This is a genomic window from Aquamicrobium ahrensii (assembly GCF_040545755.1).
GTDB lineage: Bacteria > Pseudomonadota > Alphaproteobacteria > Rhizobiales > Rhizobiaceae > Mesorhizobium > Mesorhizobium ahrensii.
Genome location: NZ_JBEPMN010000009.1, coordinates 13,479 through 38,652, shown reverse-complemented (window position 1 = coordinate 38,652; position 25,174 = coordinate 13,479). Strand labels below are relative to the sequence as shown.

Below are 25,174 nucleotides of genomic sequence, written 5' to 3'. Positions count from 1 at the left end.
ATGCTGGTCAGCTATTCCGGCTGTTCCGCCCATGTCCGGATCAGCTGATGCGCGATCGCTCCCGCCGGGGGAACCACGAGCTGCTGGGGATGTGTGCGTTTCAGCATCGCCTGCACTTCGCCACGGGTAAACCAGCGGCAGTCCTCCAATTCGTCCATGTCGGCGCGGATGTCCTCGCTCAGCGGCTCGCCATAGCAGCCGATCATGAGTGAATGGGGAAAAGGCCAGGGCTGGCTGGCGTGATAGTCGACGCGGCCGAGGCGAATGCCGGCCTCCTCGAAGGTTTCGCGCCGTACAGCGTCCTCGATGGTTTCGCCGGGCTCGATGAAGCCGGCAAGCGCGGAATAGATGCCCGGCGCGAAATGCCGGCCTCGTCCCATCAGGCATTTTTCCGGCGTGACGGTGAGCATGATCGCCACCGGGTCGGTGCGTGGGAAATGATCCGTTCCGCAGGCGGGGCAGTGACGCCTGTAGCCACCGGCGCGCGTTTCGCTCTTCTGGCCGCAGCGCCCGCAAAACGCGTGCGAACGGTTCCATGTCAGAAGGGACGACGCCTGTGCGAGAGCGCCAAGTTCCGCCTCGCCGATCAGCCCCTGCACATAGACGGTGCGGTGTTCGAGCATCTCCAGCCCGTCGAGCGGCCGCTCCGGGTCGAGTCTGGCGTGAAGGGCCAGCGCCGGTCCGTGATCGGCAAGGCCGAGCAGGATCGAGGCGGCGGGATCGAAGCCGAGCCGCCCGCATTCGGCCACCGTGAACCACGGATCGAAACGCTCGCCATCGGGCCTGAGCAGCACGCGCCCGCCGCCCAGCACCATGATGCGCGCGGCGGTGTCTGTCAGCGCCCTGATCACGCAGTCGTCGGGGCGTCGTTCCGACTGGCGATCGATGCGATTGCCGGCGAAGCCGACGAATTGGCTGGGCTCGCGCAAGGGCGCATCGAAGAAGGGGAAGCTCATCGGCTGGCTTGTCCGGAAAACTGGCGGGAGGGCGCTTATAGCGCCGCCTTGACCATTTCGGCAAACCGGCGCAGCTCTTCGGCCCGATAAGGCTCGCGTGCGCCGTGGCCCCATACGGGGCCGGGCCATGCGGGGTCGTCCTCACGGCGGGCGATGACATGGACGTGGAGCTGGCGCACGATGTTGCCAAGCGCGGCCGTGTTGATCTTGGTGCAGTCGGTGACGCGCTTCAGCGCCTGCGCCACCATGTTCGTCTCGAAGGTGAGCATGGCCTGGTCGAGCGGGGCCATGTCGTGGATTTCCTCCGCGCCGGGCCTCTGCGGCACGAGGATGAGCCACGGCCAGCGGCGGTCGTTCATGACCCGCAATTCGCACAGGCCGAGCCACATCACCGGCTCGCTGTCGGTTTCGAGGCCTGCGTCGAGCGAAAACCCGGCCTTGAGCCCGTGCAGCATTCGCGTTCTCCCGCAGCCGGAACGGCCGGCGTTTGTGAATCGTCAGAGCCGGCGCGCCGGCGCATTCGTCGATGATGAGCGGCGACATCGCCCGTCAGGCTGAAACGGTATTGCGAGCTTGCCTGCACTGCAAGCGATTCCGGTTCGAGGGCGATAAGGATTTCGTTCTCGCCCTTGCATTTCGCAATCGAATTGCCGATATGGAAACCGGGAGGTTGGTGGTGGACGGTCCACTCGCCAACCGGGTCAGGTCCGGAAGGAAGCAGCCCTAACGAGCCCGGAACGGGTCATTGTTCCAGCCTCCCGCCTTTCTTCGCCAGCTCCGCGATAATGTCGGCGCATGCTCATTGACCGGGTCGAGGGGGACTGTGTCGGCGGGGCATGCGGGCGAAACTGGCTTTCGCAGACGGCCGCTTCCGGTCGCGGTCTTTTGATGCTTGCTTGGAGCAGAGCCGATCGATGAACGACGCCGGAACCAGCGACGCAGGCGTTTCCGGAGCCGGCAAGGCGCCCGGCGCCTATCGGGTTCTCGCCCGTAAATACCGGCCCTCGGATTTTTCCCAGCTCATCGGCCAGGAGCCGATGGTGCGCACCCTCACCAACGCCTTTTCGTCCGGCCGCATCGCGCAGGCGTGGATGCTGACCGGCGTGCGCGGGGTGGGCAAGACGACGACCGCGCGCATCCTCGCTCGCGCGCTCAACTACCGCACGCCCGAGATCGACAAGCCCTGGGTCGACCTGTCCGCGCCCGGCGAACATTGTCAGGCCATCATGGAAGGCCGCCATGTCGACGTGATCGAGATGGACGCCGCGTCCCACACCGGCATCGACGATATCCGCGATATCATTGACCGCGTGCGCTATGCGCCGGTGTCGGCGCGCTACAAGGTCTACATCATCGACGAGGTGCACATGCTCTCCACGCAGGCCTTCAACGGTCTGCTGAAGACGCTGGAAGAGCCGCCGCCGCATGTGAAATTCATCTTCGCCACCACCGAAATCCGCAAGGTGCCGATCACGGTGCTGTCGCGCTGCCAGCGCTTCGACCTGCGCCGCATCGACGCCGGACAGCTCGTGAAGCATCTGGGCAGCATCGCCGGAAAGGAAGGCGTCTCCATCGACGACGAGGCGCTGGCGATGATCGCGCGCGCTGCCGAGGGATCGGCGCGCGATTCGCTGTCGATCCTCGATCAGGCCATCGCCCATAGTGGTGGGACAATGGGCGGCGGCGCGGTCTCGGCCGAGGCGGTGCGCGCCATGCTGGGCGTTGCCGACCGTGGTCGCATCATCGACCTGTTCGAGCACCTGATGAAGGGCGATGTCGCCGCCGCGCTTGGCGAGTTCCGGGCGCAGTACGACACCGGCGCGGACCCGGCCGCGGTTCTTACCGATCTGGCCGAGTTCAACCATCTGGTCACGCGCCTGCGTTTCGTGGCCGATGCGGCCGAGGACGTATCGCTTTCGGAAGCCGAGCGGCGGCGTGGCGTCGAATTTGCCGCAGCGCTTTCGGTCAAGGTGCTGTCGCGCACCTGGCAAATGCTGCTCAAGGGCATACCGGAGGTGCAAAGCTCGAACCGGCCGGTCAGCGCGGCCGAGATGGTGCTGATCCGCATCGCCCATGCCGCAGACCTGCCGACCCTGGACGAGGCGCTGAAATCGCTTGATGGGCAACCTGCGCAGCGCGCGCCGGCCCCGCAACCGCGCGCCGCTCCGGCCGAGGCCGGAAATGGAGCTCCGGCGGGCGTCACGACCCCGCCGGCCACACCGGCCGTCATGCCCTCGTCCTCGGGCGGCGCGCAGACCATGCGGCTGGTGGAGGCCGCGCCCGACCCTGTTTCCTTCGCCCCGCCGCAGGTGCAGCCGGAACCGGAGCCGGCGCAGCCTCAGCTTTCCATCAAATCCCTCAACGACATCGTAGCGATCGCCGATTCGCATCGCGACGGGCTGTTCAAGGCCTTGATAAAACGTTGCGTGCGGCCAGTGCGCATCGAGCCCGGTCATGTCGAGGTCAGTCTGACCGAAGATGCGCCGCGCACGCTGCTCAACGACCTCACCGTCAAGCTGAAGCAGTGGACGGGTCGGCACTGGGTGGTGTCATTGTCGAAGGACGAGGGCGGCCAGACGCTTTCCGAGACGGAATCGGAGCGCCGTGAGACCGCGCTGCTCGATGCCCGCAGCGATCCGGCCGTGGCGGCGATACTGGAGCGTTTCCCTGGCGCGAGGATCATCGACGTGCGCATTCCGGATGCCTTGCAGGTGGAAGGAGCAGACGACGACACGCTGCCGGAACCCGAAGCCGACGAAGACGATTGATTCCAAACAGCCGGCATGCCGTCGGCGTATGCGCCGGCGATGGCGCCAACCAAACTTGAGGATACAGCGATGAAGGATCTGCTCGGCCTGATGGGCAAAGCCAAGGAAATGCAGGCCAGGTTCCAGTCCATGCAGGAGGAGATCGCACAGCTCGAAGCCTCCGGCCAGGCCGGCGGCGGCATGGTCGCCGTCACCCTGAGCGGCAAGTTCGAGATGAAGGCGCTCAGGATCGATCCTTCCCTGCTGAAGGAGGACGAAGCCGAAATCCTGGAGGATCTGATCCTCGCCGCGCACAACGACGCCAAGGCCAAGGTCGAGCAGGTGATGCAGGAAAAGACGAAGGAACTGACGGCTGGTCTGCCGATACCGCCCGGCATGAAACTGCCGTTCTGATCGTTCGCCGCGGCGGGAGCGGAGCCAGATTCCGGTCCCGCCGCCGGCAAAACGAGGCGGTCGCCATCATTTTGCCCGAAACTGTCTCATCTTAGCCACGATCCGGGGACGTGGCGGCGACAGGAAGAGGGGACGATTGTTGATCGTCATGCGATGGAAGACGCCTGCGTTGCTGGGCGTCGCTGGATCCCTGATGCTGCTTGCCGGTTGCAGCCAGACCACGCAAAGCCTTGCTTTGCATGACAAGACGGAAACCTCGCCGTCGAAAACCTACAGCTACCGCTATACGCAAAAGGATCGCGAATGCCTGCAGCGCGCGATCTTCTTCGAGGCCAACCGCTCCAGCCGCGAAGGCATGGTCGGCGTCGGCACGGTGGTGATGAACCGTCTTAAATCCGGCAAGCATGGCGATACGATCTGCCAGGTCGTCGGCGCGCCGCGCCAGTTCGCCCCCGGCGTGCTGACCCGCAAGATGAACTCGAAAGCCCTGCCCGATGTGGTGGCGGCGGCCGACGCCGTGCTCAAGGGCGAGCGCCACCCGAAGATGAAGAACGCCATGTTCTTCCACACCGCGGGCCTCAAATTCAAATACAACAACATGCACTATGTGGCGGTGGCCGGCGGCAACGCCTTCTACGAAAAGCGCGGCCGCAATTTCGAGCCGCTTCCGCCGGATTCCGAATTCCGCGTCGCGGCGGCGACCCCCGAAGCCATCAATCCGCCTGCCGCGATCGCAGCGAAGAAGGAAGAGCCTGTCGCCGCCTCGGTGGCGGTCGCTTCGGTCGCGCCTGCGCCGCAGTCGCCCGGACCCGTTCCCGATACGGACGCCATCATGACAGCCTCGGTCGCCGGCGCGGCGCAGCCGGTGATGGCCTTCGAGCAGACCCCGCAGGACACAAGCGCCGTCGGCTCGCTCATCGCCAGCCAGTCGCGGCCTTCGCCAGCTTACTGACGCCGCGTCGTCGACGCACGTCTCCCGTTTTGCGCGGACATGCTTTAAAACCCGGCTATGTCCAAGCGAATCGCCGGCCCTGAAATCGAACGCCTGATCCAGCTTCTCGCCAAGGTGCCGGGGCTGGGGCCGCGCTCCGCGCGCCGTGCGGCGCTGCATCTCATAAAGAAAAAGGACCAGTTGCTTGGTCCGCTGGCCGCGGCCATGGGAGAGGCGCTGGACAAGGTGCGCGTCTGCTCCACCTGCGGCAATGTCGACACGTCCGACCCCTGCACCATCTGCGGCGATCCGCGCCGCGACCCGGCGACCCTGATCGTGGTCGAGGATGTTTCGGATCTCTGGGCGCTGGAACGCGCGTCGGCCATGAACGTGCGCTACCATGTGCTGGGCGGCACGCTCTCGCCGCTCGACGGCGTCGGCCCCGACCAGTTGAACATCCGCTCGCTGGTGGATCGGGTCACGGGGGGCGAGGTGAAGGAAGTCATCCTCGCCGTCAACGCCACGGTGGAAGGCCAGACCACCGCGCACTACCTCACCGACCAGCTTTCCGGTCTGGACGTGAAGGTGACGCGCCTCGCCCATGGCGTGCCGGTGGGCGGCGAACTGGATTATCTCGACGAAGGCACACTGACGGCGGCGCTGAGATCGAGGACGGTGTTTTGACCCGGAGGGGTACGCGATGAAGCATGGATTGGCCGCGCTCTGCGCCGGTGCGTTTGCGGTTCTTCTAGGCTTGGCGTCCGTGGCCGCCGCGCCGGTCGACGACCAGTTTCGCGCCTGGCTGGCGAACGATCTGTGGCCGGAGGCAAAAGCGAAGGGCGTTTCGAAGAAGACTTTTGACGCCGCCTTCTCCGGGGTTAAACCCAATCTCAAATTGCCCGATCTCGTCACGCCGGGCGAGCAGCCCAAAACGCCGAAGACACAGCATCAGGCCGAATTCGGAGCGCCCGGCGCTTACTTCGCCGAAAAGACGGTGGGCGGGGTGACCGCCGGCGGTCGTGCGCGGGCCGCCGCCCATGCCCGCACGCTGGCCGAGGTCGAGCGCCGTTTCGGCGTGCCGGGTCCGGTAGTGCTGGCGATCTGGGGCCGCGAATCCGGCTTCGGGGCTGCGCGCATGCCCTACGACGCCTTCGAGGTGCTGGGCACCAAGGCGTTCATGGCCACCCGCAAGGACATGTTCCGCAAGGAGGTGCTGGCGGCCCTCGCCATGGTCGAGCGCGGTGCGGTGAAGCGGGACGCGATGAAATCCTCATGGGCCGGCGCGCTCGGCCAGCCGCAATTCCTGCCCACTTCCTTCCTGGAACATGCGGTGGACATGGACGGCGACGGCCGCGCCGACATCTGGAACTCGACGCCGGATACGCTGGGCTCCATCGCCAATTATCTCGCCCATCACGGCTGGCGGAAGGGCCGCGACTGGGGCTTCGAGGTGGTGGCGCCGGACAATGTATCCTGCGCTCTGGAGGGGCCGGACATCGGCCGGCTAATCTCGCAATGGGCAGCAATGGGCGTCAGACGCGTCAGCGGCAAACCGTTCCCGGCTCATGAAGCGAACGCGGAAGGCTTCCTTTTGATGCCGGCCGGGCGCAATGGGCCGGCCTTCATCGTCACGCCAAATTTCTACGTCCTCAAGGACTACAATATGAGCGACCTCTACGCTCTGTTTATCGGCCATGCGGGAGATCGCATCGCCTACGGCGACAGGGGCTTCGCCGGGCGCTGGGGTTCGGTGGACAAGCTCTACCGCTCCGACATCGCCGGTTTGCAGCGGGCGCTGGAGAGCAAGGGTTATGATGTCGGCGGAGCTGACGGCCTGCCCGGCTTCAAGACGCGGCGCTCCATCGGCGACTGGCAGGCGAAGAACGGCCGCGCGCCCACCTGCTTTCCCGACGCCGGGCTGGTGCGCGCGCTGAAATAACCAGCGGTCGCCTTCAGCAAGGCGCTACGCGGCCTTTGCCAGTTCGCGATGCTGTTCAGCGAGAATCTCGAACGAGCGAACCCGCGCCGCATGATCGAAAACCTGCGCCGTCACCATCAGCTCGTCCGCCCCCGTGCGGCGGATGAAGGCGTCGAGCCCGAGACGTATTTTCTCGGGCGAACCGACGATGGCGCAGGAGAGCGCATTGTTGAGCACGACGTTTTCCTGTGCGCCGATCCGGGCGGTGTAATTCTCCTCCGGGCGTGGCAGCTTGCCCGGCCGCCCGCTGCGCAGATTGACGAAAGCCTGCTGGAGCGATGAGAACAGATAGCGGGCCTCGTCGTCGGTGGGCGCGGCGACGACATTGAGGCCAAGCATGACATGCGGCTTGTCGAGATGCGCCGACGGTTCGAAGCGCGAGCGGTAGAGCTCCAGCGCGCGCTCCATCTCGGCGGGCGCGAAGTGCGAGGCGAACGCGTAGGGCAGGCCGAGCATGGCCGCGAGTTGCGCGCCGTAAAGGCTGGAACCGAGGATCCAGACGGGCACACGCTCGCCTTCGCCCGGAACGGCGCGCACGCGCTGGCCTTCGGCTGCGGGCTCGAAATAGGCCATCAGCTCCACCACATCGCGCGGGAAATTGTCGACGGAGGCGTCGAGATTGCGGCGCAGCGCCTGTGCGGTCAGCATGTCGGTGCCGGGCGCCCGGCCAAGACCGAGATCGATGCGGCCAGGATGCAGCGCCGACAGCGTGCCGAACTGTTCGGCGATGATCAGAGGCGCATGATTGGGCAGCATGACGCCGCCCGCACCCACCCGGATCGAGCTGGTTCCGGCTGCCACATGGGCGATGACCACGGAAGTGGCGGCGCTGGCGATGCCCGCCATGTTGTGGTGCTCGGCCAGCCAGTAGCGCTTGTAGCCGAGCCGCTCGGCGTGGCGGGCGAGGTCCAGCGTGTTGGCGAGCGATTGCGCGACCGTGCCGCCCTCGGTGACGGGCGACAGGTCGAGGACGGAGAGTGAGGTCATATCGTGTTTCCGTGTCAGGTCCCGCCGGATATAGGGAGCGGGTCCGCACACCGCAAACGCTCCATGAACAAGTGTCGTCGCAGTGCAACATACCGGGATTTCATGGCAGGCATGCTGTTTTGGTGCTTGAAGTCTGGCGTTTGACCCGTATGTAAGGCACGCGAACCGATTTCAGGGAAGTAAAGTTGGCTATATACAGGGAAAAAGACATTTTCGAGCGGCGCAACGCCGCTAATGATGCAAAGAAGGCTCTTCTCGAGCGTTTCAAGCAGCGTCCGGCGGAAGACGATCCGCGCGTTCTGGCCCGCAAGGCCGAGCGCGAGGCGATTCTCGCCGCCCGCGCCGAGCGGGAGGCCGAGAAAGCCGTTCTGAAGCAGGCAAAGCTGGCTCGTGAAGCAGCCGAGCGCGCCGAAGCCGAACGCATCGCCGCCGAGCAGGCCCGCATCCGCGAGGCCGAGGAAGCCGAGCGCGTCGCCGCCGAACTGGCTGTCGAGGCCGAACGCAAGGCCAAGCGCGACGCCCGTTACGCGGCCCGCAAGGCCCGCGGCGGTCGTTTGCCGCCGGGCTTCTCCGGCCGCTGAACGCGATACAGTTGGAATCTTGAAAGGCCGGCCCCGAACGGGGACCGGCCTTTTGGGGTTTTTCCAGAAAAAGCCGCAAGCAGTTCTCCCTCTGGAATTGCGTGAAGGCAGGATGTGGATCGTTTCACCGTTTCCGTGAAACGATCCATAGCTTCTTTGTGATGTGAATCAGGCCGCCAGCTTGAGGCCGATGATGCCGCTGACGATCAGTGCAATGCAGCCGAGTCTTGCCGCGGTGGCCGGCTCGCCCAGCAGGAAAACGCCGAGCAGCGCGGTGCCAACCGTGCCGATGCCGGTCCAGACGGCATAACCCGTCCCGACCGGCAGGTGCTTGAGCGCAAAGCCCAGCAGCACCATGCTGATCACCATGGAAAGAACAGTCAGAACCGTCGGCAGCGGCTTCGAGAAGCCATCCGTGTATTTGAGGCCTATCGCCCAGCCCACCTCGAACAGACCGGCGATGAAAAGCAGGAACCAGCTCATGGAACGCTCCGTCATATGGCGGGTCGTCCCGGCCGGAAACAGGGATTTCAGGCCTCCAACCGGTCCTGAAACCATGGGGTCGTCCCCACCATCCGGGACATAAGGCGGGATCGGGACGGGATCAAGCGCCGCTATGGCATTGCAGCAATGCGGGGAACGCGGAGCGCGGAAATGTCCGGGCGTTCCGGCTCAGCTACGCTTGCTCCACAGCTCTTCGGGAGATCGGCCGCCGCCAGACCACGGGTTCCGACCCGTCTTTCGGCTCCCGGGAACGGGCGGCGGATTCCGGTAAAGGGCAGCTTCCGCCCGAAATCTCAAATGGTCCCGCCTATTCGGCTTCCTCGACAATCCGCAGCCGCAATTGCCCGGTCCTGGAAGCGGCCACGGGGCCGGCTTCATGGTCATCCTTGCCGGCAGCCGCTTCAGCGGCGGCGCCTCCAACTTCCAGCGCCTCGATCTTCTGGCCGCGCCGCGTCACCTTCGACGTGGAGACGAGAATGTCGTCGATGTCCTTCGACGCCTGTCCGAAATGCGTTTGCAGCTTGCGCACCCGCTCGTCCAGCCGGCCCACATCCTCCATCAGCCGGACCACCTCGCCCTGGATGACATGCGCCTGCTCGCGCATGCGGGCATCCTTGAGGATCGCCTGTATGACCTGGATCGACAGCATCAGAAGGGATGGGGAAACGATGACGATGCGCGAGCGGTGCGCGCGCTGCACCAGCGCTTCAAAATTTTCGTGGATTTCGGCGAAAACAGATTCAGACGGCACGAACATGAAGGCCGTGTCCTGCGTTTCCCCCCGCAGGAGGTATTTGCCGGCGATGTCGCGGATGTGAATTTCAACGTCGCGCCGGAAAGCCTGCGCCGCCGCTTTCTGCATCTCGCCCGTTTCGGCGGCGCGAATTGCGTTCCAGGCCTCCAGCGGGAATTTGGCGTCGATGACCAGCGAGGGCGCGTCGTTGGGCATTTTCACAAGGCAATCCGGCCGGTTGCCGTTGGACAGGGTGGCCTGGAATTCATAGGAGCCCATCGGCAGCCCGTCGGCGACGATCGCTTCCATGCGCGACTGGCCGAATGCGCCGCGCGTCTGCTTGTCGGAGAGGATCGCCTGAAGCTGCACCACCTGTCCGGCCAGCGCCTGTATGTTGTTCTGCGCGCTGTCGATGGTGGCCAGCCTCTCCTGCAATCTGGCGAGGTTCTCATGTGTGGCGCGGGTCTGCTCGCTGATGGTCTGGCCCAGCCGTCCGCTCATGGCGTCGAGGCGCTGGCCAAGCGATTGCGTCAGCTCCGCCTGCCGGGAGCCGAACACTTCGGCGATCGCGCCCATGCGACCCTGCATCTCGGCCTGACTGCGCATGATTTCGGCCATGCGCGTTTCCGCGTCGCGGGCGTTGTCGGCCGCTTCCGCCGCGGCTTCGGTACGAGCCTTCGATGCGCGCCACAGCGCGGCGATCATCGCTGCCAGAAGAATGGCGAAGAGAAGAACGACGAAAGTCAGCAATTGCCCGAGCGTGAACGTGCTTGCGCCGAGCCGCGCGATCGGCAGGGAAAAAGGACTTTGCAGGTCGTTCATCCACGCACCATAGCAGATTCGCCTTTCGCGACCAGATCAAAACGTGAACACGCGCCAACCTTCCCGGTTGACGGGGAACTGGCGAGGTCTTACGTGAGCGCAATGACCATCAAGCCGCTCATCATTCTTCCCGATCCCTTGCTGCGACAGGTGTCCAGACCGGTCGAGCGTGTCGACGAATCGCTGCGCAAGCTGGCCGACGACATGCTGGAGACGATGTACGACGCGCCGGGCATCGGCCTCGCTGCAATCCAGGTCGGCCTGCCGCTGCGGCTTCTGGTGATCGACCTCGCCAAGGAAGACGACGAGCCGGCTCCGCATGTTTTCGTCAACCCGGAAATCCTGCACAGCAGCGACGAGCGCTCCGTTTACGAAGAGGGCTGCCTGTCGATCCCGGAATATTACGCCGAGGTCGAGCGGCCCGCCTCCGTGCGGGTGAAATATGTCGATCGGGACGGAGAGGCGCGGGAAATGGCGGCGGAGGGGCTGATGGCGACCTGCCTCCAGCACGAGATCGATCATCTCAACGGCGTGCTGTTCATCGACCACATCTCCAAGCTGAAGCGCGATATCGTCATGCGCAAGTTCCGCAAGCTGGCCCGCGACAAGCCGGCCGGCCGTCTCGTCGGCTGAACCATGGCGTTGCGCGTCGTTTTCATGGGCACGCCGGATTTCTCCGTGCCCACCCTGCGCGCTATCGCCGAAGCGGGCCACGAGATCGTTGCGGTCTATACGCAGCCGCCGCGCGCGGCCGGGCGGCGCGGGCTGGAACTTACCCCTTCGCCGGTTCAGCGTGAGGCCGAAAGGCTGGGCATTGCGGTTTTCACACCGCTTTCGCTTAAGGGAACGGACGAGCAGGTGGCCTTGCGGGCGCTGAACGCCGATGTGGCGGTTGTCGTCGCCTATGGCCTGCTCCTGCCCCGCGCCATTCTCGATGCGCCCCGGCTTGGTTGTCTCAACGGCCATGCGTCGCTTCTGCCGCGCTGGCGCGGCGCGGCTCCCATCCAGCGCGCGATCATGGCCGGGGACACGGAAACCGGCGTCATGGTGATGCGCATGGAGGAAGGGCTGGACACCGGCCCGGTGGGGCTGGCCCACAGGATCGCCATCGGCGCGGACATGACCGCTGGTGAGTTGCACGACGCCCTGATGCCGGCTTGCGCCGGGCTGATGGTGGAAGCGCTGGCGAAGATGGAGGCGGGAACGCTGGCCTTTTCCCCGCAGCCGGAAGACGGGGCTCTCTACGCGAAAAAGATAGGCAAGGCGGAAACGCGGATTGACTGGAGCCGTCCCGCGCAGGAGGTGCACGATCACATACGCGGCCTGTCTCCGTTTCCGGGTAGCTGGTGCGAGTTCGGGACGGGCGGCAGGCCCGAACGCCTGAAGCTGCTGCGCTCGACGCTGACGGCAGGGGCGGGCGAGCCGGGCACAGTGCTCGACGATGCGCTCGCCGTCGCCTGCGGCGAGGGCGCGGTGCGGCTTATCGAAGTGCAGCGTGCGGGCGCGCGTCCTGTTTCCGCCGGCGAGTTTCTGCGCGGCGCGCGGCTCGTCCCCGGTGGGAAGCTCTCATGAGCACCATCCGTACAGTCCGGCCGGGCGATCGCGCAGCCATCCGCATGGTCGAGGCAAGCGCTTTTGGCCGTGACGACGAGGCCGATCTGGTCGATGCGCTGGTGGCCGCCGGCGATGCGGTGCTCGAACTGGTCGCAGAGCAGGACGGGCAGATCGTCGGCCATATTCTGTTCACCCGGCTTGGCGTGAGGGGTCATGCGCAAGACGCCAGCGCCGTCGCACTTGCGCCACTGGCTGTTCTGCCGCAATTCCAGAACGGCGGCATCGGCGGCGCGCTGATCAAAGAGGCGCACGGGCTTTTGCGGGGCCGGGGCGAAAGCCTTTCGGTGGTGCTGGGAGATCCCGCCTATTATGGCCGCTTCGGCTATCGTCATGACCGCGCCTCGCGGTTCGATAGTGTTTTCCAATGCAAGGAGCTGATGGCGCTGGCCTGGGGCGAAGCCCCGGTAGGCGGCCGGCTCGTCTATCCACCGGCCTTCGGCCCCGAAGCGTCCGCCTGAGCGCCGCCATGCCGCGCTACAGGATCGATCTCGAATATGACGGCGGGCCATATGCGGGCTGGCAGCGGCAGGCCGACCTGCCAACCGTCCAGCAGGCGGTTGAGGAGGCCATTTTCAGGCTAAGCGGCGAAACGGTTTCGATCCGCGGCGCGGGCCGCACCGATGCCGGTGTGCATGCGACTGCGCAGGTCGCCCATGTCGATCTTGTCAGGGAATGGCGTGGCGATACGGTGCGCGACGCGCTGAACGCCCATCTCCGGAAGGCGGGCGAACGCGTGGCGGTTCTCAAGGCGGCCAGGGTGAGCGCGGATTTTGACGCGCGCTTTTCGGCGGTCGGCAGGCATTACCTCTACCGGATTTCCAACCGTCGCGCACCGCCGGCGCTGGGCAAGGGCAAGGTTTGGTGGGTCCCCAAAACACTCGACGCCGGGGCCATGCACGAGGCCGCGCAGTTCCTCCTCGGCCGGCACGACTTCACCACCTTCCGCTCGGCGCAGTGTCAGGCCAGCAGCCCGATACGCACGCTTGACCGGCTTGACGTGACGCGTCTCGGCGACGAGATCGAAATCAGGGCTTCCGCCCGCTCCTTCCTGCACAATCAGGTGCGCTCCATGGTCGGCTCGCTGAAACGTGTGGGCGACGGCGCGTGGAGCGCCGCCGATCTCAAGGCGGCGCTGGAGGCGGCGGCGCGTGCCGCCTGCGGGCAGGTCGCGCCTCCCGACGGGCTCTATCTGATCGGGGTGGATTATCCGGCAGACTGAGGATTTATCCCGGAACCACGATCCCCAGCAGCGACTGCAGGGTGAACAACACGATCAGCGACGCCACGAACATGCCGGCGAACACCGCCGAGCCGATTGGCGCTCCCTTGCCGATGGCGGCATTGGTCATGCGCCATGTAAGCACCAGCGAGGCGATGAACAGGAGCAGGGAAACGAGGGTGGCGGCATCGGTCGCCGAGGGCAGGAACAGCCGGAGCAACGCCGGTGGCAAAAGCAGCCATGCGATGATTGCCGAGGCCCAGTTGCTCGCCACGACATAATGCACGAAGCGATTGGCGATGCCGGCATGTTGCGCCACCAGAGCCAGCCCCACAAGCGGCAGCACCCAGCTTCCGAGATCGACCAGCGCCAGCCGCGCCACCATTGAAAAGCGGCCGGACGCCGCCACGGGATCGCCAATCTCGTTGGCGACGCCGACCCAGCCGACGATCAGCGCAGGCGCCGCCACGATTATGGCCTGGAACGAGCTCCAGAAGCCTTCGGCGGAAAGGTCCAGCAGGCGAAAGCCATCCGGTTTGCCCATCATCAGCCGCCATGCGCCGGCAAGCGATGTCTGGATTTCGTCTGCCGACAGCATGATCTTCACTGCTCTCCGAACCAGTTGCCGATGAAGCGCCGGTAGATTTCGGTCAGCATTTCCAGATCGGTGAGCGCGACCCGCTCATCGACCATGTGCATTGTCCGGCCGACCAGCCCGAATTCGACCACCGGGCAATAATCCTTGATGAAACGCGCATCCGACGTGCCGCCTGACGTGGACAGGGCTGGACGGACGCCGGTCACCGCCTCGACCGAGCGCGAAAGCGTGCCGACCAGCTTCTCATCATGGGTGAGGAACACATGGCTTGGGCTCTCGCGCCAGGAAAGCTCGAACTCGACCGGCTCCGTGCGGCCCTTGCGATATTTGCGGCGGCGGCTGGCGGCGTCGAGGCGGTTGTGAATCTCTGCTTGCAGGCTTTCTGCCGACCATGTGTCGTTGAAGCGCACGTTGAAGGCGGCGGTTGCCCGCGCCGGGATGACGTTGGCGGCGGTGTTGCCGACATCGACGGAGGTTACTTCCAGATTCGTCGGCTGGAAGCGTTCGGTGCCGGCATCGAACGGCGGGCCGTGCAGGGCGTCGAGCAAGGTCATCAGGCCGCGCATCGGATTGTCGGCAAGATGCGGATAGGCGACATGACCCTGCCGCCCCAGAACGGTGACGGCGCCCGACAGGGAACCGCGCCGGCCTACCTTGATCATGTCGCCGAGCCTGTCCGGATTGGTCGGTTCGCCGAGCAGGCAGGCGTCCCAGCGCTCGCCCCTTGCGGTGGCCCATTCCAGCAGCTTGACGGAGCCGTTGACGGCCGGACCTTCCTCGTCGCCGGTGATCAGCAGCGAAACCGAACCCTTCGGGCCGCCGGTCGCCTCGACATGTCTTGCAAGGGCGGCCACGAAGCAGGCGATTCCGCCCTTCATGTCCACCGCCCCGCGGCCATACATCACGCCGTTGGCGATCTCGGCGGCGAAGGGCGGATGCGTCCACGCTTTCTCGTCGCCCACGGGCACCACGTCGGTATGGCCGGCGAACATCAGGTGCGGCCCTTCGGCGGAACGGCGGGCATAGAGATTTTCGACGTCTGCTGTTGCGTCTTGCGAAAACACCGGTCGCTCCACCGCGAAGCCGAGCGGTGCGAGCATCGCCTCCAGCGCCGTCAGCGCACCGCCTTCGGCGGGGGTGACGGACGGGCAGCGGATCAGGGCGGCGAGGTTGTCGGCGGGATCTGTCGGCAGTTTCATGTCACAGCGATAGTCCAAAGAATGCGCTCTGTCACCGGGAGCGCTGATTCTCAGCGCCGGTGGTTGGTCTGGTCGCCATGGCGGTTGGGCCCGGGAGTGCCGGGCATGAGAGCGAGGACGAAGATGGCCAGGAGATCCAGCAATATCGTCGGGATCGCCCAGCCTCCCGGAAGGTCGCAATCGTGCAGCCGCTTGATCGACAGCATGACGTTGCTCCACAACGACAGAATGATCGTCGCCAGCATGATCGTGGCCCAGGCCACGCTCGGCTCCCCCTCCGTCGAATAACGGACGAACTGATAGGCGGCGAAGAATCGGGCCATGTAGGAGAGGGCGCAGGCCATCGCGTAGACGCGGCGGTTGATGCGCCCGGATGCGCCGAAGAAGAGCCAGAGAAGATTCTGTGAGCTGTTCAAGGGTCAGTCCCTGAGCAGTTCGTTGATCGAGGTTTTCGAGCGGGTCTTTTCATCGACGCGCTTGACGATCACCGCGCAATAGAGGCCCGGACCCGGCTCGCCACCGGGCAACTGCTTGCCCGGCATGGCGCCGGCCACCACCACCGAATAGGGCGGCACCTCGCCGTAGAACACTTCACCTGTGGCGCGGTCGACGATCTTCGTCGACTTGCCGATGAACACGCCCATGCCGAGCACCGAGCCTTCGCGCACGATGCAGCCCTCAACCACCTCGGAGCGCGCGCCGATAAAGCAATTGTCCTCGATGATTGTGGGGCCGGCCTGCATCGGCTCCAGCACGCCGCCGATGCCGACCCCGCCCGACAGATGCACGTTCCTGCCGATCTGGGCGCAGGAGCCGACCGTCGCCCAGGTGTCGACCATGGTTCCGGCGTCGACATAGGCGCCGAGATTGACGAAGGACGGCATCAGCACCACGCCGGGCGCGATGTAGGCCGAGCGACGCACCACGCAATTGGGCACGGCGCGGAAGCCGGCCTTCTCGAAATCGACCGCGCCCCAGCCGTCGAACTTGGAGGGGACCTTGTCCCACCAGCCTGATTCGCCGGGCCCGCCCCTGATGATCTCCATCGGATTCAGCCGGAACGAGAGAAGCACCGCCTTCTTCAGCCACTGGTTCACATGCCAGGCGCCGTCGGCCTGTTTTTCGGCCACTCGCGCTTCGCCGCTGTCGAGCAATCTCAGCGATGTCTCCACGGCGTCGCGGATCTCGCCGCGTGTCGAGGTCGAAACCTGATCCCGCTGTTCGAACGCCTGGTCAATTGTCGTTTCGAGGTTTGCCAGATCGGGCTGCGGCATCTATTGCTCCTGCGCAAGCTTTGTGGGGCAGTTCTTAACGGGATGGAAAGCCGCGCGGACCCTATTTCAAGGGATGGTGAGGGTCAATCGCGGCCGTTCATTCCGGCTGCTGACAATTTGGGATATCGCATGATGAATCCGGAAGAAAAGACAGGCTGGACGCCTCTGCCGCATTCGGACGAGGACCTTGAGCGGATGCGAAGCGTGCCCGACACGCCCCAGACCCGCGCCGCAACCTATCGCCTTGCCTGGAACGACGAGGAGTTCATGACGAGGCGCGAGTTGCGCCCGGTGCGTCTCCAGCTCGAATTGCTGAAGCCGGAAATGACGCTGGCCGAGCGCGGCATCCGCTCCACGGTGATTCTGTTTGGCGGCGCCCGCCTGCCAGAGCCCGGCGGCGACGCCTGGGCGGCCAAGAACGAGACGCAGAAGCGCAACCTTGAACTCAACAGCGTCTATTATGACGAGGCGCGCAAGTTCGCCCGCCTTTGCTCGGAGCATTCCGCGGCCACCTATTATCGCGAATTCGTGGTGGTGACCGGTGGCGGACCGGGCGTCATGGAGGCGGGAAACCGCGGCGCCGACGATGTCGGCGCCCCCTCGATCGGCCTCAATATCGTGCTGCCCCACGAGCAGGCGCCCAACCCCTATGTGACGCCGGAGCTGTGCTTCAATTTCCACTATTTCGCCATCCGCAAGATGCACTTCGTCATGCGCGCCAAGGCGGTTGCGGTTTTTCCCGGCGGCTTCGGCACCATGGACGAGTTGTTCGAGACGCTGACGCTGATACAGACCGGCCGCATGGAGCGGGTTCCCGTCATCCTGTTCGGCAAGGAATTCTGGCGGCGCGCCGTCGATCTCGACTATCTGGCCGAGCAGGGCACGATCAGCCCCGGCGACCAGGATATCATCGATTTCGTCGATACGGCCGACGAGGCCTGGGAACTCGTCCGTAAATTCTACAGGCTCTGAGCGCTCACGCGGTTTCCCCGGCTTTGCCGGCCACGTCCCGGGGCTCTTCCTGCGCGATGTAGGGCCGGGGCCGGTGGACGAGCGTCACCAGCACGACCGATATGATCATCAAAAGGTACCAGGAACCGAGCTTTCCGGGGGAAACCGGCACCCATGCGCCGTGCTGGTCGGGATAGATCCATGCCCGCGACCATGTGCCGATGTTCTCGGCAATCCAGATGAAGAGCGACGTCAGCAGGAAGGCGACGAGCAGCGGCATTTTGTGCCGGAACCGGAAGACGCGGTAGTGCATGGTCGTGCGCCAGTACAGTGCGAACGTCGCCGCAAATAGCAGCCAGCGCATGTCCCACACGAAGTGGTGCGAGAAGAAGTTGACGTAGATCGCGCCGGCCAGAACGATGGTCGCCCACAATGGCGGATAGCGGTTCAGCCGGATGTCGAAGATGCGGTTGATGCGCGCCATGTACGAGCCGACCGCGGCGTACATGAACCCCGAAAACAGCGGCACCCCGCCGATGCGGAAAAGGTTCTCTTCCGGGTAGACCCATGAGCCGGCATGGGTCTTGAACACTTCCATCGCCGTGCCCACGACATGGAAGATGAGGATGACCCTGGCTTCCTCCCATGCCTCCAGCCTGAAGACGAGCATGGCAAGCTGGATGACAAGGGCGGCAAGGAACAGGAAATCGTAGCGGGCGATGAAGCCCGCGCCGCCTTCCGGCCACAGCCAGCGGGTGAGGATGATGAGGCCCAGCATCGCCCCGCCGAACAGGCATGCCCAGGCCTGCTTCAGCCCGAAGACCAGAAATTCGACCAGCGAGTCGACGACGCGATGTCGGGGCAGACTGGCGAGGAACCGGTGTGCGGCCTCGTCGATGCGCCGTTCCAGGCCGGTGAAATGCCTATCTGTCGGCAACTATTCTTTCCAGAAATCCGGCGAGATCGTCGGTCACGTAGTCGACGTCGTCCTCGTGGTCGGGGTCGCTCTCCCAGATTTCGGAGAAGGTCGGCTCGAAATTGTTGGGAACGATGAGAACCGTGGTCATGCCCATCTTTTTCGGTACCGCGAGATTGCGGGCGATATCCTCGAACATCACCGCATTCTCCCCGATAACCGAATGCAGGGCGGTGAACTTTTCGTAGGTCGCATGCGCAGGCTTCGGCGTCAGGTCCGCCGCGACGATGTCGAAGATATCGTCGAAATGGTCGAGGATGCCGAGCTGGCGCGCGGCGCGCTCGGCATGGGTGCGGTCGCCATTGGTGAAGATGAACCGTCGACCCGGAAGCTGGCGAATGGCCGCGCCCAGAACCGGGTCGGGCACCAGCCAGGAATAGTCGATGTCATGCACTTTCATGAGAAAATCGTCGGGATCGATGCCGTGGAGGTTCATCAAGCCGTTGAGTGTGGTGCCGTATTCGCGGTAAAGTTGCTTTTGCAATGCGCGCGCATCCTCACGCGACAGCGTCAGCAGTTCCGAGACATAGGCGGTCATGCGTACGTCGATCTGCGAAAACAGATTCGTATGGTGGGGGTAGAGCGTGTTGTCGAGGTCGAAAACCCAGTCGGTGACGTGGGCGAATCGGGAGGCGTCTGGAATCTGAGTCATGGCCGGCTTATCGCATGAAAATCTCGCTTTGGCTTCTCATTCATCGCCCGTTCAGGGACGCTCAGGTCCATAGCGGCCGGGCTGAAGTATTTCGTCGCCGGGAAACGCAAATTTCAGGTTTTGCGGCTTAGTGGGCGCGAATGGGGGTGGATATGACGCGTGTGATCTTCAAGGCGTTCTGGGTGGCGATCGCCTCGGCGGCGGGCTCCGTGCTGCTTGCCATGATGGTCCTGCCGTTCTTCGACGCCACCATCGGAGAGCTGGGCTTGCTCATGTGCATCGTATGCCCGCTCGTCATCGCATGGCCGGCAAGCGGCTACATGTTCTGGCAGAACGACAGGTTGCGGGCCACGCATAATGAGCTGTCACGCGCTCATGCGCAGCTTGCCGCCGCCCATCTGCGTTTGGCGGAAAAGGCGCGCCACGACGACATGACGGGAATGCTCAATCGCGAAAGCTTCCTCGGCGTGCTGGAGCGTTCGCGCCGCAAGACCGACTCGGGCGCGCTGCTCATCATCGACGCCGATCATTTCAAGTCGGTCAATGACCGGTTCGGCCATCTGGCGGGAGACGAGGCCTTGCTTCAGATCGTCGGCGCGCTGCGCGGTGGCGTGCGCTCCGGCGATGTGCTCGGCCGCATCGGCGGCGAGGAATTCGGGGCGTTCCTAGTTGGCGCGAACGAGAAAGAGGCCTTCCGCGTCGCCGAGCGTATCCGCCAGAAGGTGGAGATGATCCGTTTTCGGGTCGATGACGAGCGCATCCTGCCGCTGACGGTCTCGATCGGCGGCACCATATGCGAGCCGGGCGCGACCGTTTCGGAACTCATGCGCAGCGCCGACCGGCGGCTCTATGAGGCCAAGAATCGCGGCCGCAATCTGGTGATATTCGGCAACGACAAGAAGGACACGCAGGCGGCCTGAGCGGCCGCTCGCGTGTTTCATGGATGCTCAGGGAACGATCAGCGTTCCCGCGCCATGTTCGGTGAAGAGCTCAAGCAGCACCGAATGCGCGGTTTTGCCGTTGAGGATGACGACCCCTTCCACGCCGCGCTCGATCGCCTCGATGCAGGTCTCGACCTTCGGGATCATGCCGCCCGAAATGGTGCCGTCGGCAATGAGCTTGCGCGCCTGCGACACCGTGAGTTCGTCGATCAGCTTCTTGTCCTTGTCGAGCACGCCCGGGACATCCGTCAGGAACAGCAGGCGCGTGGCGTTCAGCGCCCCGGCGATCGCGCCGGCAAAAGTGTCGGCGTTGATATTGTAGGTGTGGCCGTCGCGACCGGGAGCCACCGGGGCGATGACCGGGATCACCTCGGAGCGCGCCAGCAGGTCGAGCAGGGTGCGGTCGACCTCCACCGGTTCGCCGACGAAGCCGAGGTCCAGAACGCGCTCGATGTTGGAATCCGGGTCCTTGACAGTCTTGCGGGCCTTCTGGGCGAAGACCATGTTGCCATCCTTGCCGCACAGGCCGATGGCCCATTCGCCCTCTGCGTTGATGAGCGCGACGATCTCCTTGTTGATGGAGCCGGCTAGCACCATCTCGACGATCTCGACCGTCTTCTGATCGGTGACGCGCAGGCCGCCCTCGAACTTGGATTCGATGCCCATGCGCTCCAGCATCGAACCGATCTGAGGACCGCCGCCATGCACGACGATGGGATTGACGCCTGACTGTTTGAGCAGCGCGATGTCGCGGGCGAAGGCGCGGCCGAGCTCGGTGTCGCCCATGGCATGGCCGCCATATTTCACGACCACCGTCTTGTTCTCGTAACGCTGCATGTAAGGCAGCGCTCTGGAGAGAAGCGCCGCCTGCATCTCGGCGCTGGCGTCCTGTTCCGTCATCGCTCAAATCCCGTAGCTGGAGAGGTCGGCGCGTCTTAGCCGGAAAGTGGGACGCGGGCAAATGTCCTGAACGGTTGCCCGCACCGTCTCACGCCGCCCGGCGGGCGGAACTGTCAGCTCCAGTTGAATTCGAGCGTTTCGCGGAAAGCGAAGCGCGCGATATGGGCTTCCACGACCTTGTTCAGTTCGGGCAGGCGGGCCGCGTCGTCCGCTTCGATGCGGATGTCGAGCTTGTCGGGTTGGACGGTCAACTCGATCACCTCCCCCTCTGCGAACTTGATGCGCCCCTGCTGCGGGTCGAAGTCCACCTCGAAACGGTGGGACCAGTGTTTGCACAGCTGTTGCAGATATCGGCTTCCGTTCCCGGTGGCTACGGTTGCTCTGGATATGGGCATGAAGGGCCTTTCTTCGTTCATGAACAGTCGGTTTCCCCAATAGATGCGTACGTAATCTTTTCCGGGGCGGCTTCAATCGAATTCGATAAAGATAACTATTGCCGTGCGGGCGTGATACGCACATCTTCCAGGTAACGGTCGGGAGCGTGCATGATCAGCGAGGAGCAATTGCTGACGTCGGTGTTCTGGGCGCAGGAATTGCCGCTCGCGGAGCAGGAGCGCGCCCGGCGCGGCATCACGCTGCGCACTGTCGAGGCGGGCGCCTATCTCATCCATCGCGGCGACCGCATCGACAACTGGATCGGCGTGGTCAGCGGTTTGCTGCGGCTGGGTTCCATCACCACCTCCGGCAAGGCGGTGACCTATGCCGGCCTGCCGCCGAGCTGCTGGTTCGGGGAGGGCTCGCTGCTCAAGGACGAGCCTCGCCAGTATGACGTGCTGGCCCTGAGGCGCACGCAGGTCGCCCTTCTCAACCGCGCGACGTTCCACTGGCTCTATGAGAACAGCGTCGCTTTCGACCGGTTGCTGGTGCGGCTCATCAATGAACGGCTCGGGCAGTTCATCGCGCAGGTCGAGCATGACCGCACGCTTGATTCGACCGGCAAGGTGGCGCGCAGCCTCGCGTCGCTGTTCAATCCGGTGATCAGCCCCTTCATGGGCTCGCATATCGACATCAGCCAGGAGGAGATCGGCCTGCTGGCGGGCGTGTCGCGGCCCGTCGCCAATCGCGTCCTGCAAGAGCTGGAAAAAGCCGGATTGCTGCGCAACGAAGGCGGCGGCGTGACGATCGTGGATCTGGAGAGATTGCGCCGCTACGGCGAATGATCCGTCGTCGGCGACGGGGCAGGCGCCCTGCGAATTCGCCTTATTGCCAATGGGCAAACACAACGCCGTAAGAATACATTCAACAAGCCTTCCTGTCTGTCAAGGCGGAAGTTGAAAAAGGACGGCCACCCCTGCAAGCTCCGTCCAGCAAGCCGGGATCAACACCGGTGTCAAATAAATCGGGAGGAGTCGCTTTGGCACCAGGGAGTGAGATGCCAATGCTCGATACGTTCGCCAAGCTCTTGTGCGAGCACGCTCGCGCGCGGGCTGACCGCCCCGCGATGCGGCACAAGGATCTGGGAATTTGGCGCACATGGACATGGCGCGAGATGGCCGAAACCATTCGCGCCTATGCGGCGGGCCTGCGCGACCTCGGCCTTGAGCGCGGCGCGACCGTCGCCGTGATCGGCGAGAACCGGCCGGCCATGTACTGGACCATCCTCGCCGCCCAATGGCTGGGGGCCATTCCGGTGCCGGTCTATGCCGACGCCGTCGCCGACGAGATGGCCTATGTGCTCGGCCATGCCGAGGTCGGCTTCGCCGTCGTGCAGGATCAGGAGCAGGTCGACAAGCTGCTGGCGATACAGGACCAGGCGCCGAAGCTGCGCACCGTGCTCTATGACGAGCCGCGTGGCCTGCGCGACTACGATCACACCCGCCTTCACGCCGTTGCCGACATCATCGAAAAGGGGCGGGAGCTGCTGGCGTCGGACCTGGCGGTCGCGGCCGCTATCGACGCCGAGCGCGACCGCGGTGATGGCGGCGACATCTCCATCATTCTCTACACCTCCGGCACCACTGGCCGTTCCAAGGGCGTGCTCCTGTCGGCCGGCCGCTCCATCGCGGCGGCGCGCGACACAGTGGAATTCGACAAGCTGACCGACCGCGACGAGGTGCTTGCCTATCTGCCGCTGGCATGGGTGGGCGACCACTATCTCAACTACGCGCAGTCGCTGGTGTCGGGTTTCTGCGTGGCCTGTCCCGAAAGCCGCGAGACGGTGGAGACGAACCTTCAGGAAATCGGGCCGACCTTCTATTTCGCCCCGCCGCGCGTGTTCGAGGCGCTGCTCACCCGCGTCACCATCCGCATGGAAGACGCCGGCGCGCTGAAGCGGCGCATGTTCAAATATTTCATCGGGCTGGCGCGCCGCTGGGGCGAGAAGATCCTCGACGGCGAAAAAGCGCCGCTCAGCGCGCGGCTCGGCTACGCCATTGGCGATCTGCTCGTCTATGCGCCGCTCAAGAACGTGCTCGGCTTCTCGCGCATCCGCGTCGCCTACACGGCCGGCGAGGCGATCGGGCCCGACCTGTTCTCCTTCTACCGCTCGCTTGGAATCAACCTGAAGCAGCTCTACGGCCAGACCGAGGCCTTCCTCTATGTCACCGCCCACCCGGACGGCCATATCAGGGTCGGCACGGTGGGGCCGGCGACGCCGAATGTCGAAATCCGCATCACCGAGGAGGGCGAGGTGCTCTACCGCTCGCCCGGCCAGTTCATCGGCTACTACAAGGACGAGGAGCGCACTGCCGAGACCGTCACGCCGGAGGGCTATGTGCGCACGGGCGACGCCGGGTTTTTCGATGAGGACGGCCACCTCACAATCATCGACCGCGCGAAGGATGTCGGCCGGCTGCGCTCGGGCGCGCTGTTTGCGCCGAAATATATAGAGAACAAGCTGAAGTTCTATCCCAACATCAAGGAAGTGGTGGCTTTCGGGCAGGACAGCGACTTCGTCACCTGCATGCTCAATATCGACCTGACGGCGGTCGGCAACTGGGCCGAGCGCAACAACATTCCCTACGCTTCCTATCAGGAACTGGCGCAGCGCCCCGAGGTCTACGCCATCTGCGCCGGGCATGTGGCCGAGGTGAACCGGGCGCTGGCGGCGGAGCCGCGCATGGCGGCGGCGCAGATCCGCCGCTTCCTCATCCTGCACAAGGAGCTCGACGCCGACGATGGCGAGATGACCCGCACCCAGAAGGTGCGGCGCGGTTTCATCGCCGAGCGCTACAAGCCGCTGGTCGACGCGCTCTACAACGGCGCGGAAGCAGCCGACATTTCGACAGAGGTGACCTTCGAGGACGGCCGCAAGGGCGTGATCTCGGCGCGGGTGAAGATCGCCGACGCCGAGACCAGTGAAGCTGCCGGACTGGAGGCGGCGGCATGAGCGGCGCTGGCGAAGCCAAGGGCGAAACCCTGCTCGCGGTGGACGGCGTGTCGCTCGCCTTCGGCGGCGTGAAGGCGATCACCAACGTCTCCTTCGACATCCGCAAGGGTGAAATCCGCGCCATCATCGGCCCCAACGGCGCGGGCAAGACCTCGATGCTCAACGTCGTCAACGGCTTTTACCATCCCCAGCAGGGCCAGATCACCTACAAGGGCCAGACCCGCTCGCGCATGCGCCCCTATCGGGCGGCGAGCCAGGGAATCGCGCGCACCTTCCAGAACGTGGCGCTGTTTCGCGGCATGACCACGCTGGACAACATCATGGTCGGCCGCACGCTCAGGATGCGCCGGGGCCTCTTCTGGCAGATGCTGCGCTACGGTCCCGCCATGCAGGAGGAGATCGCGCACCGGCGCGTGGTGGAGGACATCATCGATTTTCTCCAGATCGAGGCGATCCGCAAGACGGCGGTCGGCAAGCTGCCCTACGGCTTGCAGAAGCGGGTGGAGCTGGGCCGGGCGCTGGCTATGGAGCCGGAGCTGTTGCTGCTCGACGAGCCGATGGCCGGCATGAACATGGAGGAGAAGGAGGACATGTGCCGCTACATCCTCGATCTCAACCGTCACTTCGGCACCACCATCGCGCTGATCGAGCACGACATCGGCGTGGTCATGGACCTGTCCGACCGGGTGGTGGTGCTCGAATACGGACACAAGATCGCGGACGGAACGCCGGAGGAGGTGAAGGCGGATCCGAAGGTTATCGACGCCTATCTGGGCGTCGGGCACTGAAACAAGAGGATACGGCGCTCT

At 64.7% G+C, this 25,174-nt stretch carries 28 protein-coding genes and 1 other RNA gene; 16 read left to right on the top strand and 13 right to left on the bottom strand.

Annotated features, from left to right (window positions below; translation table 11 throughout):
• Positions 1–11 precede the first annotated feature (11 nt).
• Positions 12–956, bottom strand: a complete 945-nt coding sequence (nudC, locus tag ABID44_RS12470) for an NAD(+) diphosphatase (protein WP_354152034.1) — start codon at positions 954–956, stop codon at positions 12–14.
• A 35-nt stretch (positions 957–991) separates the two neighbouring features.
• Entirely contained in the window at positions 992–1,411 is a 420-nt protein-coding gene (locus ABID44_RS12465) for an HIT domain-containing protein (RefSeq protein ID WP_354152033.1), read from the bottom strand.
• A 210-nt stretch (positions 1,412–1,621) separates the two neighbouring features.
• Between ABID44_RS12465 and ffs the strand changes: the two genes are divergently transcribed.
• The 6 genes from ffs (at position 1,622) to ABID44_RS12435 (ending at position 6,987) form a co-directional block, all read left to right on the top strand.
• Positions 1,622–1,718: signal recognition particle sRNA small type (ffs, locus tag ABID44_RS12460), an RNA gene on the top strand.
• Between the two features lie 152 nt (positions 1,719–1,870).
• The gene (locus ABID44_RS12455; RefSeq protein WP_354152032.1) at positions 1,871–3,724 is read left to right on the top strand and encodes a DNA polymerase III subunit gamma/tau; all 1,854 of its coding nucleotides are present in this window, start codon (positions 1,871–1,873) and stop codon (positions 3,722–3,724) included.
• 69 nt (positions 3,725–3,793) lie between these two features.
• Entirely contained in the window at positions 3,794–4,117 is a 324-nt protein-coding gene (locus ABID44_RS12450; RefSeq protein ID WP_354152031.1) for a YbaB/EbfC family nucleoid-associated protein, read from the top strand.
• Between the two features lie 139 nt (positions 4,118–4,256).
• A complete protein-coding gene (locus ABID44_RS12445; protein WP_378226366.1) occupies positions 4,257–5,069 on the top strand; it encodes a cell wall hydrolase in 813 nt (270 codons plus the stop codon).
• 57 nt (positions 5,070–5,126) lie between these two features.
• A complete protein-coding gene (gene recR / locus ABID44_RS12440; protein ID WP_354152030.1) occupies positions 5,127–5,732 on the top strand; it encodes a recombination mediator RecR in 606 nt (201 codons plus the stop codon).
• A gap of 16 nt (positions 5,733–5,748) precedes the next feature.
• The gene (locus ABID44_RS12435; RefSeq protein WP_354152029.1) at positions 5,749–6,987 is read left to right on the top strand and encodes a lytic murein transglycosylase; all 1,239 of its coding nucleotides are present in this window, start codon (positions 5,749–5,751) and stop codon (positions 6,985–6,987) included.
• A gap of 24 nt (positions 6,988–7,011) precedes the next feature.
• On the opposite strand, the gene ABID44_RS12430 is transcribed toward ABID44_RS12435, so the two are convergent.
• Positions 7,012–8,013, bottom strand: coding sequence for an LLM class flavin-dependent oxidoreductase (locus ABID44_RS12430; protein WP_354152028.1), 1,002 nt, complete (start codon positions 8,011–8,013; stop codon positions 7,012–7,014).
• 185 nt (positions 8,014–8,198) lie between these two features.
• Here ABID44_RS12430 and ABID44_RS12425 point away from each other — a divergent pair, with 185 nt between their 5' ends.
• Positions 8,199–8,594 carry a DUF6481 family protein gene (locus ABID44_RS12425; RefSeq protein ID WP_354152027.1) on the top strand — a complete coding sequence of 132 codons (396 nt, stop codon included), beginning with the start codon at positions 8,199–8,201 and terminating at the stop codon, positions 8,592–8,594.
• A gap of 168 nt (positions 8,595–8,762) precedes the next feature.
• On the opposite strand, the gene sugE is transcribed toward ABID44_RS12425, so the two are convergent.
• Together sugE and ABID44_RS12415 are read right to left on the bottom strand one after the other, a co-directional pair.
• Positions 8,763–9,077 carry a quaternary ammonium compound efflux SMR transporter SugE gene (sugE, locus tag ABID44_RS12420; protein WP_354152114.1) on the bottom strand — a complete coding sequence of 105 codons (315 nt, stop codon included), beginning with the start codon at positions 9,075–9,077 and terminating at the stop codon, positions 8,763–8,765.
• Positions 9,078–9,405: 328 nt separating this feature from the next.
• Positions 9,406–10,653: a DNA recombination protein RmuC gene (locus ABID44_RS12415; protein WP_354152026.1), complete on the bottom strand. Its 1,248-nt coding sequence runs from the start codon at positions 10,651–10,653 to the stop codon at positions 9,406–9,408.
• 102 nt (positions 10,654–10,755) lie between these two features.
• Between ABID44_RS12415 and def the strand changes: the two genes are divergently transcribed.
• From def to truA, 4 genes are read left to right on the top strand one after another with little or no spacing between them, the layout of a single operon-like run.
• Positions 10,756–11,286, top strand: coding sequence for a peptide deformylase (gene def, locus ABID44_RS12410; protein WP_354152113.1), 531 nt, complete (start codon positions 10,756–10,758; stop codon positions 11,284–11,286).
• A gap of 3 nt (positions 11,287–11,289) precedes the next feature.
• On the top strand, positions 11,290–12,225 hold the full coding sequence (fmt, locus tag ABID44_RS12405; protein WP_354152025.1) for a methionyl-tRNA formyltransferase: 936 nt from the start codon (positions 11,290–11,292) through the stop codon (positions 12,223–12,225).
• Positions 12,222–12,725: a GNAT family N-acetyltransferase gene (locus tag ABID44_RS12400; RefSeq protein ID WP_354152024.1), complete on the top strand. Its 504-nt coding sequence runs from the start codon at positions 12,222–12,224 to the stop codon at positions 12,723–12,725. Before fmt ends, ABID44_RS12400 begins: the two co-directional genes overlap by 4 nt.
• 8 nt (positions 12,726–12,733) lie before the next feature.
• Positions 12,734–13,486 (top strand): tRNA pseudouridine(38-40) synthase TruA, encoded by a 753-nt coding sequence (truA, locus tag ABID44_RS12395; protein ID WP_354152023.1) that lies wholly within the window; start codon positions 12,734–12,736, stop codon positions 13,484–13,486.
• A gap of 4 nt (positions 13,487–13,490) precedes the next feature.
• On the opposite strand, the gene ABID44_RS12390 is transcribed toward truA, so the two are convergent.
• The 4 genes from ABID44_RS12390 to dapD are packed head-to-tail and all read right to left on the bottom strand — an operon-like array spanning position 13,491 to position 16,557.
• Positions 13,491–14,084, bottom strand: coding sequence for a transporter (locus tag ABID44_RS12390; RefSeq protein ID WP_354152112.1), 594 nt, complete (start codon positions 14,082–14,084; stop codon positions 13,491–13,493).
• Between the two features lie 5 nt (positions 14,085–14,089).
• Positions 14,090–15,283, bottom strand: coding sequence for a succinyl-diaminopimelate desuccinylase (dapE, locus tag ABID44_RS12385; RefSeq protein ID WP_354152022.1), 1,194 nt, complete (start codon positions 15,281–15,283; stop codon positions 14,090–14,092).
• A gap of 50 nt (positions 15,284–15,333) precedes the next feature.
• Positions 15,334–15,699 (bottom strand): DUF805 domain-containing protein, encoded by a 366-nt coding sequence (locus tag ABID44_RS12380; RefSeq protein ID WP_354152021.1) that lies wholly within the window; start codon positions 15,697–15,699, stop codon positions 15,334–15,336.
• A 3-nt stretch (positions 15,700–15,702) separates the two neighbouring features.
• Complete coding sequence (dapD, locus tag ABID44_RS12375) at positions 15,703–16,557, bottom strand: 2,3,4,5-tetrahydropyridine-2,6-dicarboxylate N-succinyltransferase (RefSeq protein WP_354152020.1); 855 nt, start codon at positions 16,555–16,557, stop codon at positions 15,703–15,705.
• A 132-nt stretch (positions 16,558–16,689) separates the two neighbouring features.
• Between dapD and ABID44_RS12370 the strand changes: the two genes are divergently transcribed.
• On the top strand, positions 16,690–17,529 hold the full coding sequence (locus ABID44_RS12370; protein WP_354152111.1) for an LOG family protein: 840 nt from the start codon (positions 16,690–16,692) through the stop codon (positions 17,527–17,529).
• A 4-nt stretch (positions 17,530–17,533) separates the two neighbouring features.
• Here the strand turns inward: ABID44_RS12370 and ABID44_RS12365 are convergent, their stop codons facing one another.
• Both ABID44_RS12365 and ABID44_RS12360 read right to left on the bottom strand, forming a co-directional pair.
• Positions 17,534–18,445, bottom strand: coding sequence for a DUF817 domain-containing protein (locus ABID44_RS12365; protein ID WP_354152019.1), 912 nt, complete (start codon positions 18,443–18,445; stop codon positions 17,534–17,536).
• Positions 18,432–19,136: a pyrimidine 5'-nucleotidase gene (locus ABID44_RS12360; RefSeq protein ID WP_354152018.1), complete on the bottom strand. Its 705-nt coding sequence runs from the start codon at positions 19,134–19,136 to the stop codon at positions 18,432–18,434. The genes ABID44_RS12365 and ABID44_RS12360 overlap by 14 nt, the downstream gene beginning before the upstream one ends.
• Positions 19,137–19,288: 152 nt before the next feature.
• Here ABID44_RS12360 and ABID44_RS12355 point away from each other — a divergent pair, with 152 nt between their 5' ends.
• Entirely contained in the window at positions 19,289–20,056 is a 768-nt protein-coding gene (locus ABID44_RS12355; protein WP_354152017.1) for a GGDEF domain-containing protein, read from the top strand.
• Positions 20,057–20,083: 27 nt separating this feature from the next.
• On the opposite strand, the gene argB is transcribed toward ABID44_RS12355, so the two are convergent.
• Together argB and ABID44_RS12345 are read right to left on the bottom strand one after the other, a co-directional pair.
• A complete protein-coding gene (argB, locus tag ABID44_RS12350; RefSeq protein ID WP_354152016.1) occupies positions 20,084–20,977 on the bottom strand; it encodes an acetylglutamate kinase in 894 nt (297 codons plus the stop codon).
• A gap of 113 nt (positions 20,978–21,090) precedes the next feature.
• A complete protein-coding gene (locus ABID44_RS12345; RefSeq protein WP_378226379.1) occupies positions 21,091–21,372 on the bottom strand; it encodes a DUF2218 domain-containing protein in 282 nt (93 codons plus the stop codon).
• A 150-nt stretch (positions 21,373–21,522) separates the two neighbouring features.
• Between ABID44_RS12345 and ABID44_RS12340 the strand changes: the two genes are divergently transcribed.
• The 3 genes from ABID44_RS12340 to ABID44_RS12330 all read left to right on the top strand — a co-directional run bounded on the left by ABID44_RS12340 (position 21,523) and on the right by ABID44_RS12330 (position 25,153).
• Positions 21,523–22,197, top strand: a complete 675-nt coding sequence (locus ABID44_RS12340; protein WP_354152014.1) for a Crp/Fnr family transcriptional regulator — start codon at positions 21,523–21,525, stop codon at positions 22,195–22,197.
• Between the two features lie 218 nt (positions 22,198–22,415).
• Complete coding sequence (locus tag ABID44_RS12335) at positions 22,416–24,365, top strand: AMP-binding protein (protein ID WP_354152013.1); 1,950 nt, start codon at positions 22,416–22,418, stop codon at positions 24,363–24,365.
• Positions 24,362–25,153: an ABC transporter ATP-binding protein gene (locus tag ABID44_RS12330; protein ID WP_354152012.1), complete on the top strand. Its 792-nt coding sequence runs from the start codon at positions 24,362–24,364 to the stop codon at positions 25,151–25,153. The genes ABID44_RS12335 and ABID44_RS12330 overlap by 4 nt, the downstream gene beginning before the upstream one ends.
• Positions 25,154–25,174 lie beyond the last annotated feature (21 nt).

Bases quoted from the DNA above. Each gene is read 5' to 3' on its own strand.
- nudC (WP_354152034.1), bottom strand. From the start codon at position 956: ATGAGCTTCCCCTTCTTCGATGCGCCCTTGCGCGAGCCCAGCCAATTC.
- ABID44_RS12465 (WP_354152033.1), bottom strand. From the start codon at position 1,411: ATGCTGCACGGGCTCAAGGCCGGGTTTTCGCTCGACGCAGGCCTCGAA.
- ABID44_RS12455 (WP_354152032.1), top strand. From the start codon at position 1,871: ATGAACGACGCCGGAACCAGCGACGCAGGCGTTTCCGGAGCCGGCAAG.
- ABID44_RS12450 (WP_354152031.1), top strand. From the start codon at position 3,794: ATGAAGGATCTGCTCGGCCTGATGGGCAAAGCCAAGGAAATGCAGGCC.
- recR (WP_354152030.1), top strand. From the start codon at position 5,127: ATGTCCAAGCGAATCGCCGGCCCTGAAATCGAACGCCTGATCCAGCTT.
- ABID44_RS12435 (WP_354152029.1), top strand. From the start codon at position 5,749: ATGAAGCATGGATTGGCCGCGCTCTGCGCCGGTGCGTTTGCGGTTCTT.
- ABID44_RS12430 (WP_354152028.1), bottom strand. From the start codon at position 8,013: ATGACCTCACTCTCCGTCCTCGACCTGTCGCCCGTCACCGAGGGCGGC.
- sugE (WP_354152114.1), bottom strand. From the start codon at position 9,077: ATGAGCTGGTTCCTGCTTTTCATCGCCGGTCTGTTCGAGGTGGGCTGG.
- ABID44_RS12415 (WP_354152026.1), bottom strand. From the start codon at position 10,653: ATGAACGACCTGCAAAGTCCTTTTTCCCTGCCGATCGCGCGGCTCGGC.
- def (WP_354152113.1), top strand. From the start codon at position 10,756: ATGACCATCAAGCCGCTCATCATTCTTCCCGATCCCTTGCTGCGACAG.
- fmt (WP_354152025.1), top strand. From the start codon at position 11,290: ATGGCGTTGCGCGTCGTTTTCATGGGCACGCCGGATTTCTCCGTGCCC.
- ABID44_RS12400 (WP_354152024.1), top strand. From the start codon at position 12,222: ATGAGCACCATCCGTACAGTCCGGCCGGGCGATCGCGCAGCCATCCGC.
- truA (WP_354152023.1), top strand. From the start codon at position 12,734: ATGCCGCGCTACAGGATCGATCTCGAATATGACGGCGGGCCATATGCG.
- ABID44_RS12390 (WP_354152112.1), bottom strand. From the start codon at position 14,084: ATGCTGTCGGCAGACGAAATCCAGACATCGCTTGCCGGCGCATGGCGG.
- dapE (WP_354152022.1), bottom strand. From the start codon at position 15,283: ATGAAACTGCCGACAGATCCCGCCGACAACCTCGCCGCCCTGATCCGC.
- dapD (WP_354152020.1), bottom strand. From the start codon at position 16,557: ATGCCGCAGCCCGATCTGGCAAACCTCGAAACGACAATTGACCAGGCG.
- ABID44_RS12370 (WP_354152111.1), top strand. From the start codon at position 16,690: ATGAATCCGGAAGAAAAGACAGGCTGGACGCCTCTGCCGCATTCGGAC.
- ABID44_RS12360 (WP_354152018.1), bottom strand. From the start codon at position 19,136: ATGACTCAGATTCCAGACGCCTCCCGATTCGCCCACGTCACCGACTGG.
- ABID44_RS12355 (WP_354152017.1), top strand. From the start codon at position 19,289: ATGACGCGTGTGATCTTCAAGGCGTTCTGGGTGGCGATCGCCTCGGCG.
- argB (WP_354152016.1), bottom strand. From the start codon at position 20,977: ATGACGGAACAGGACGCCAGCGCCGAGATGCAGGCGGCGCTTCTCTCC.
- ABID44_RS12345 (WP_378226379.1), bottom strand. From the start codon at position 21,372: ATGCCCATATCCAGAGCAACCGTAGCCACCGGGAACGGAAGCCGATAT.
- ABID44_RS12340 (WP_354152014.1), top strand. From the start codon at position 21,523: ATGATCAGCGAGGAGCAATTGCTGACGTCGGTGTTCTGGGCGCAGGAA.
- ABID44_RS12335 (WP_354152013.1), top strand. From the start codon at position 22,416: ATGCTCGATACGTTCGCCAAGCTCTTGTGCGAGCACGCTCGCGCGCGG.
- ABID44_RS12330 (WP_354152012.1), top strand. From the start codon at position 24,362: ATGAGCGGCGCTGGCGAAGCCAAGGGCGAAACCCTGCTCGCGGTGGAC.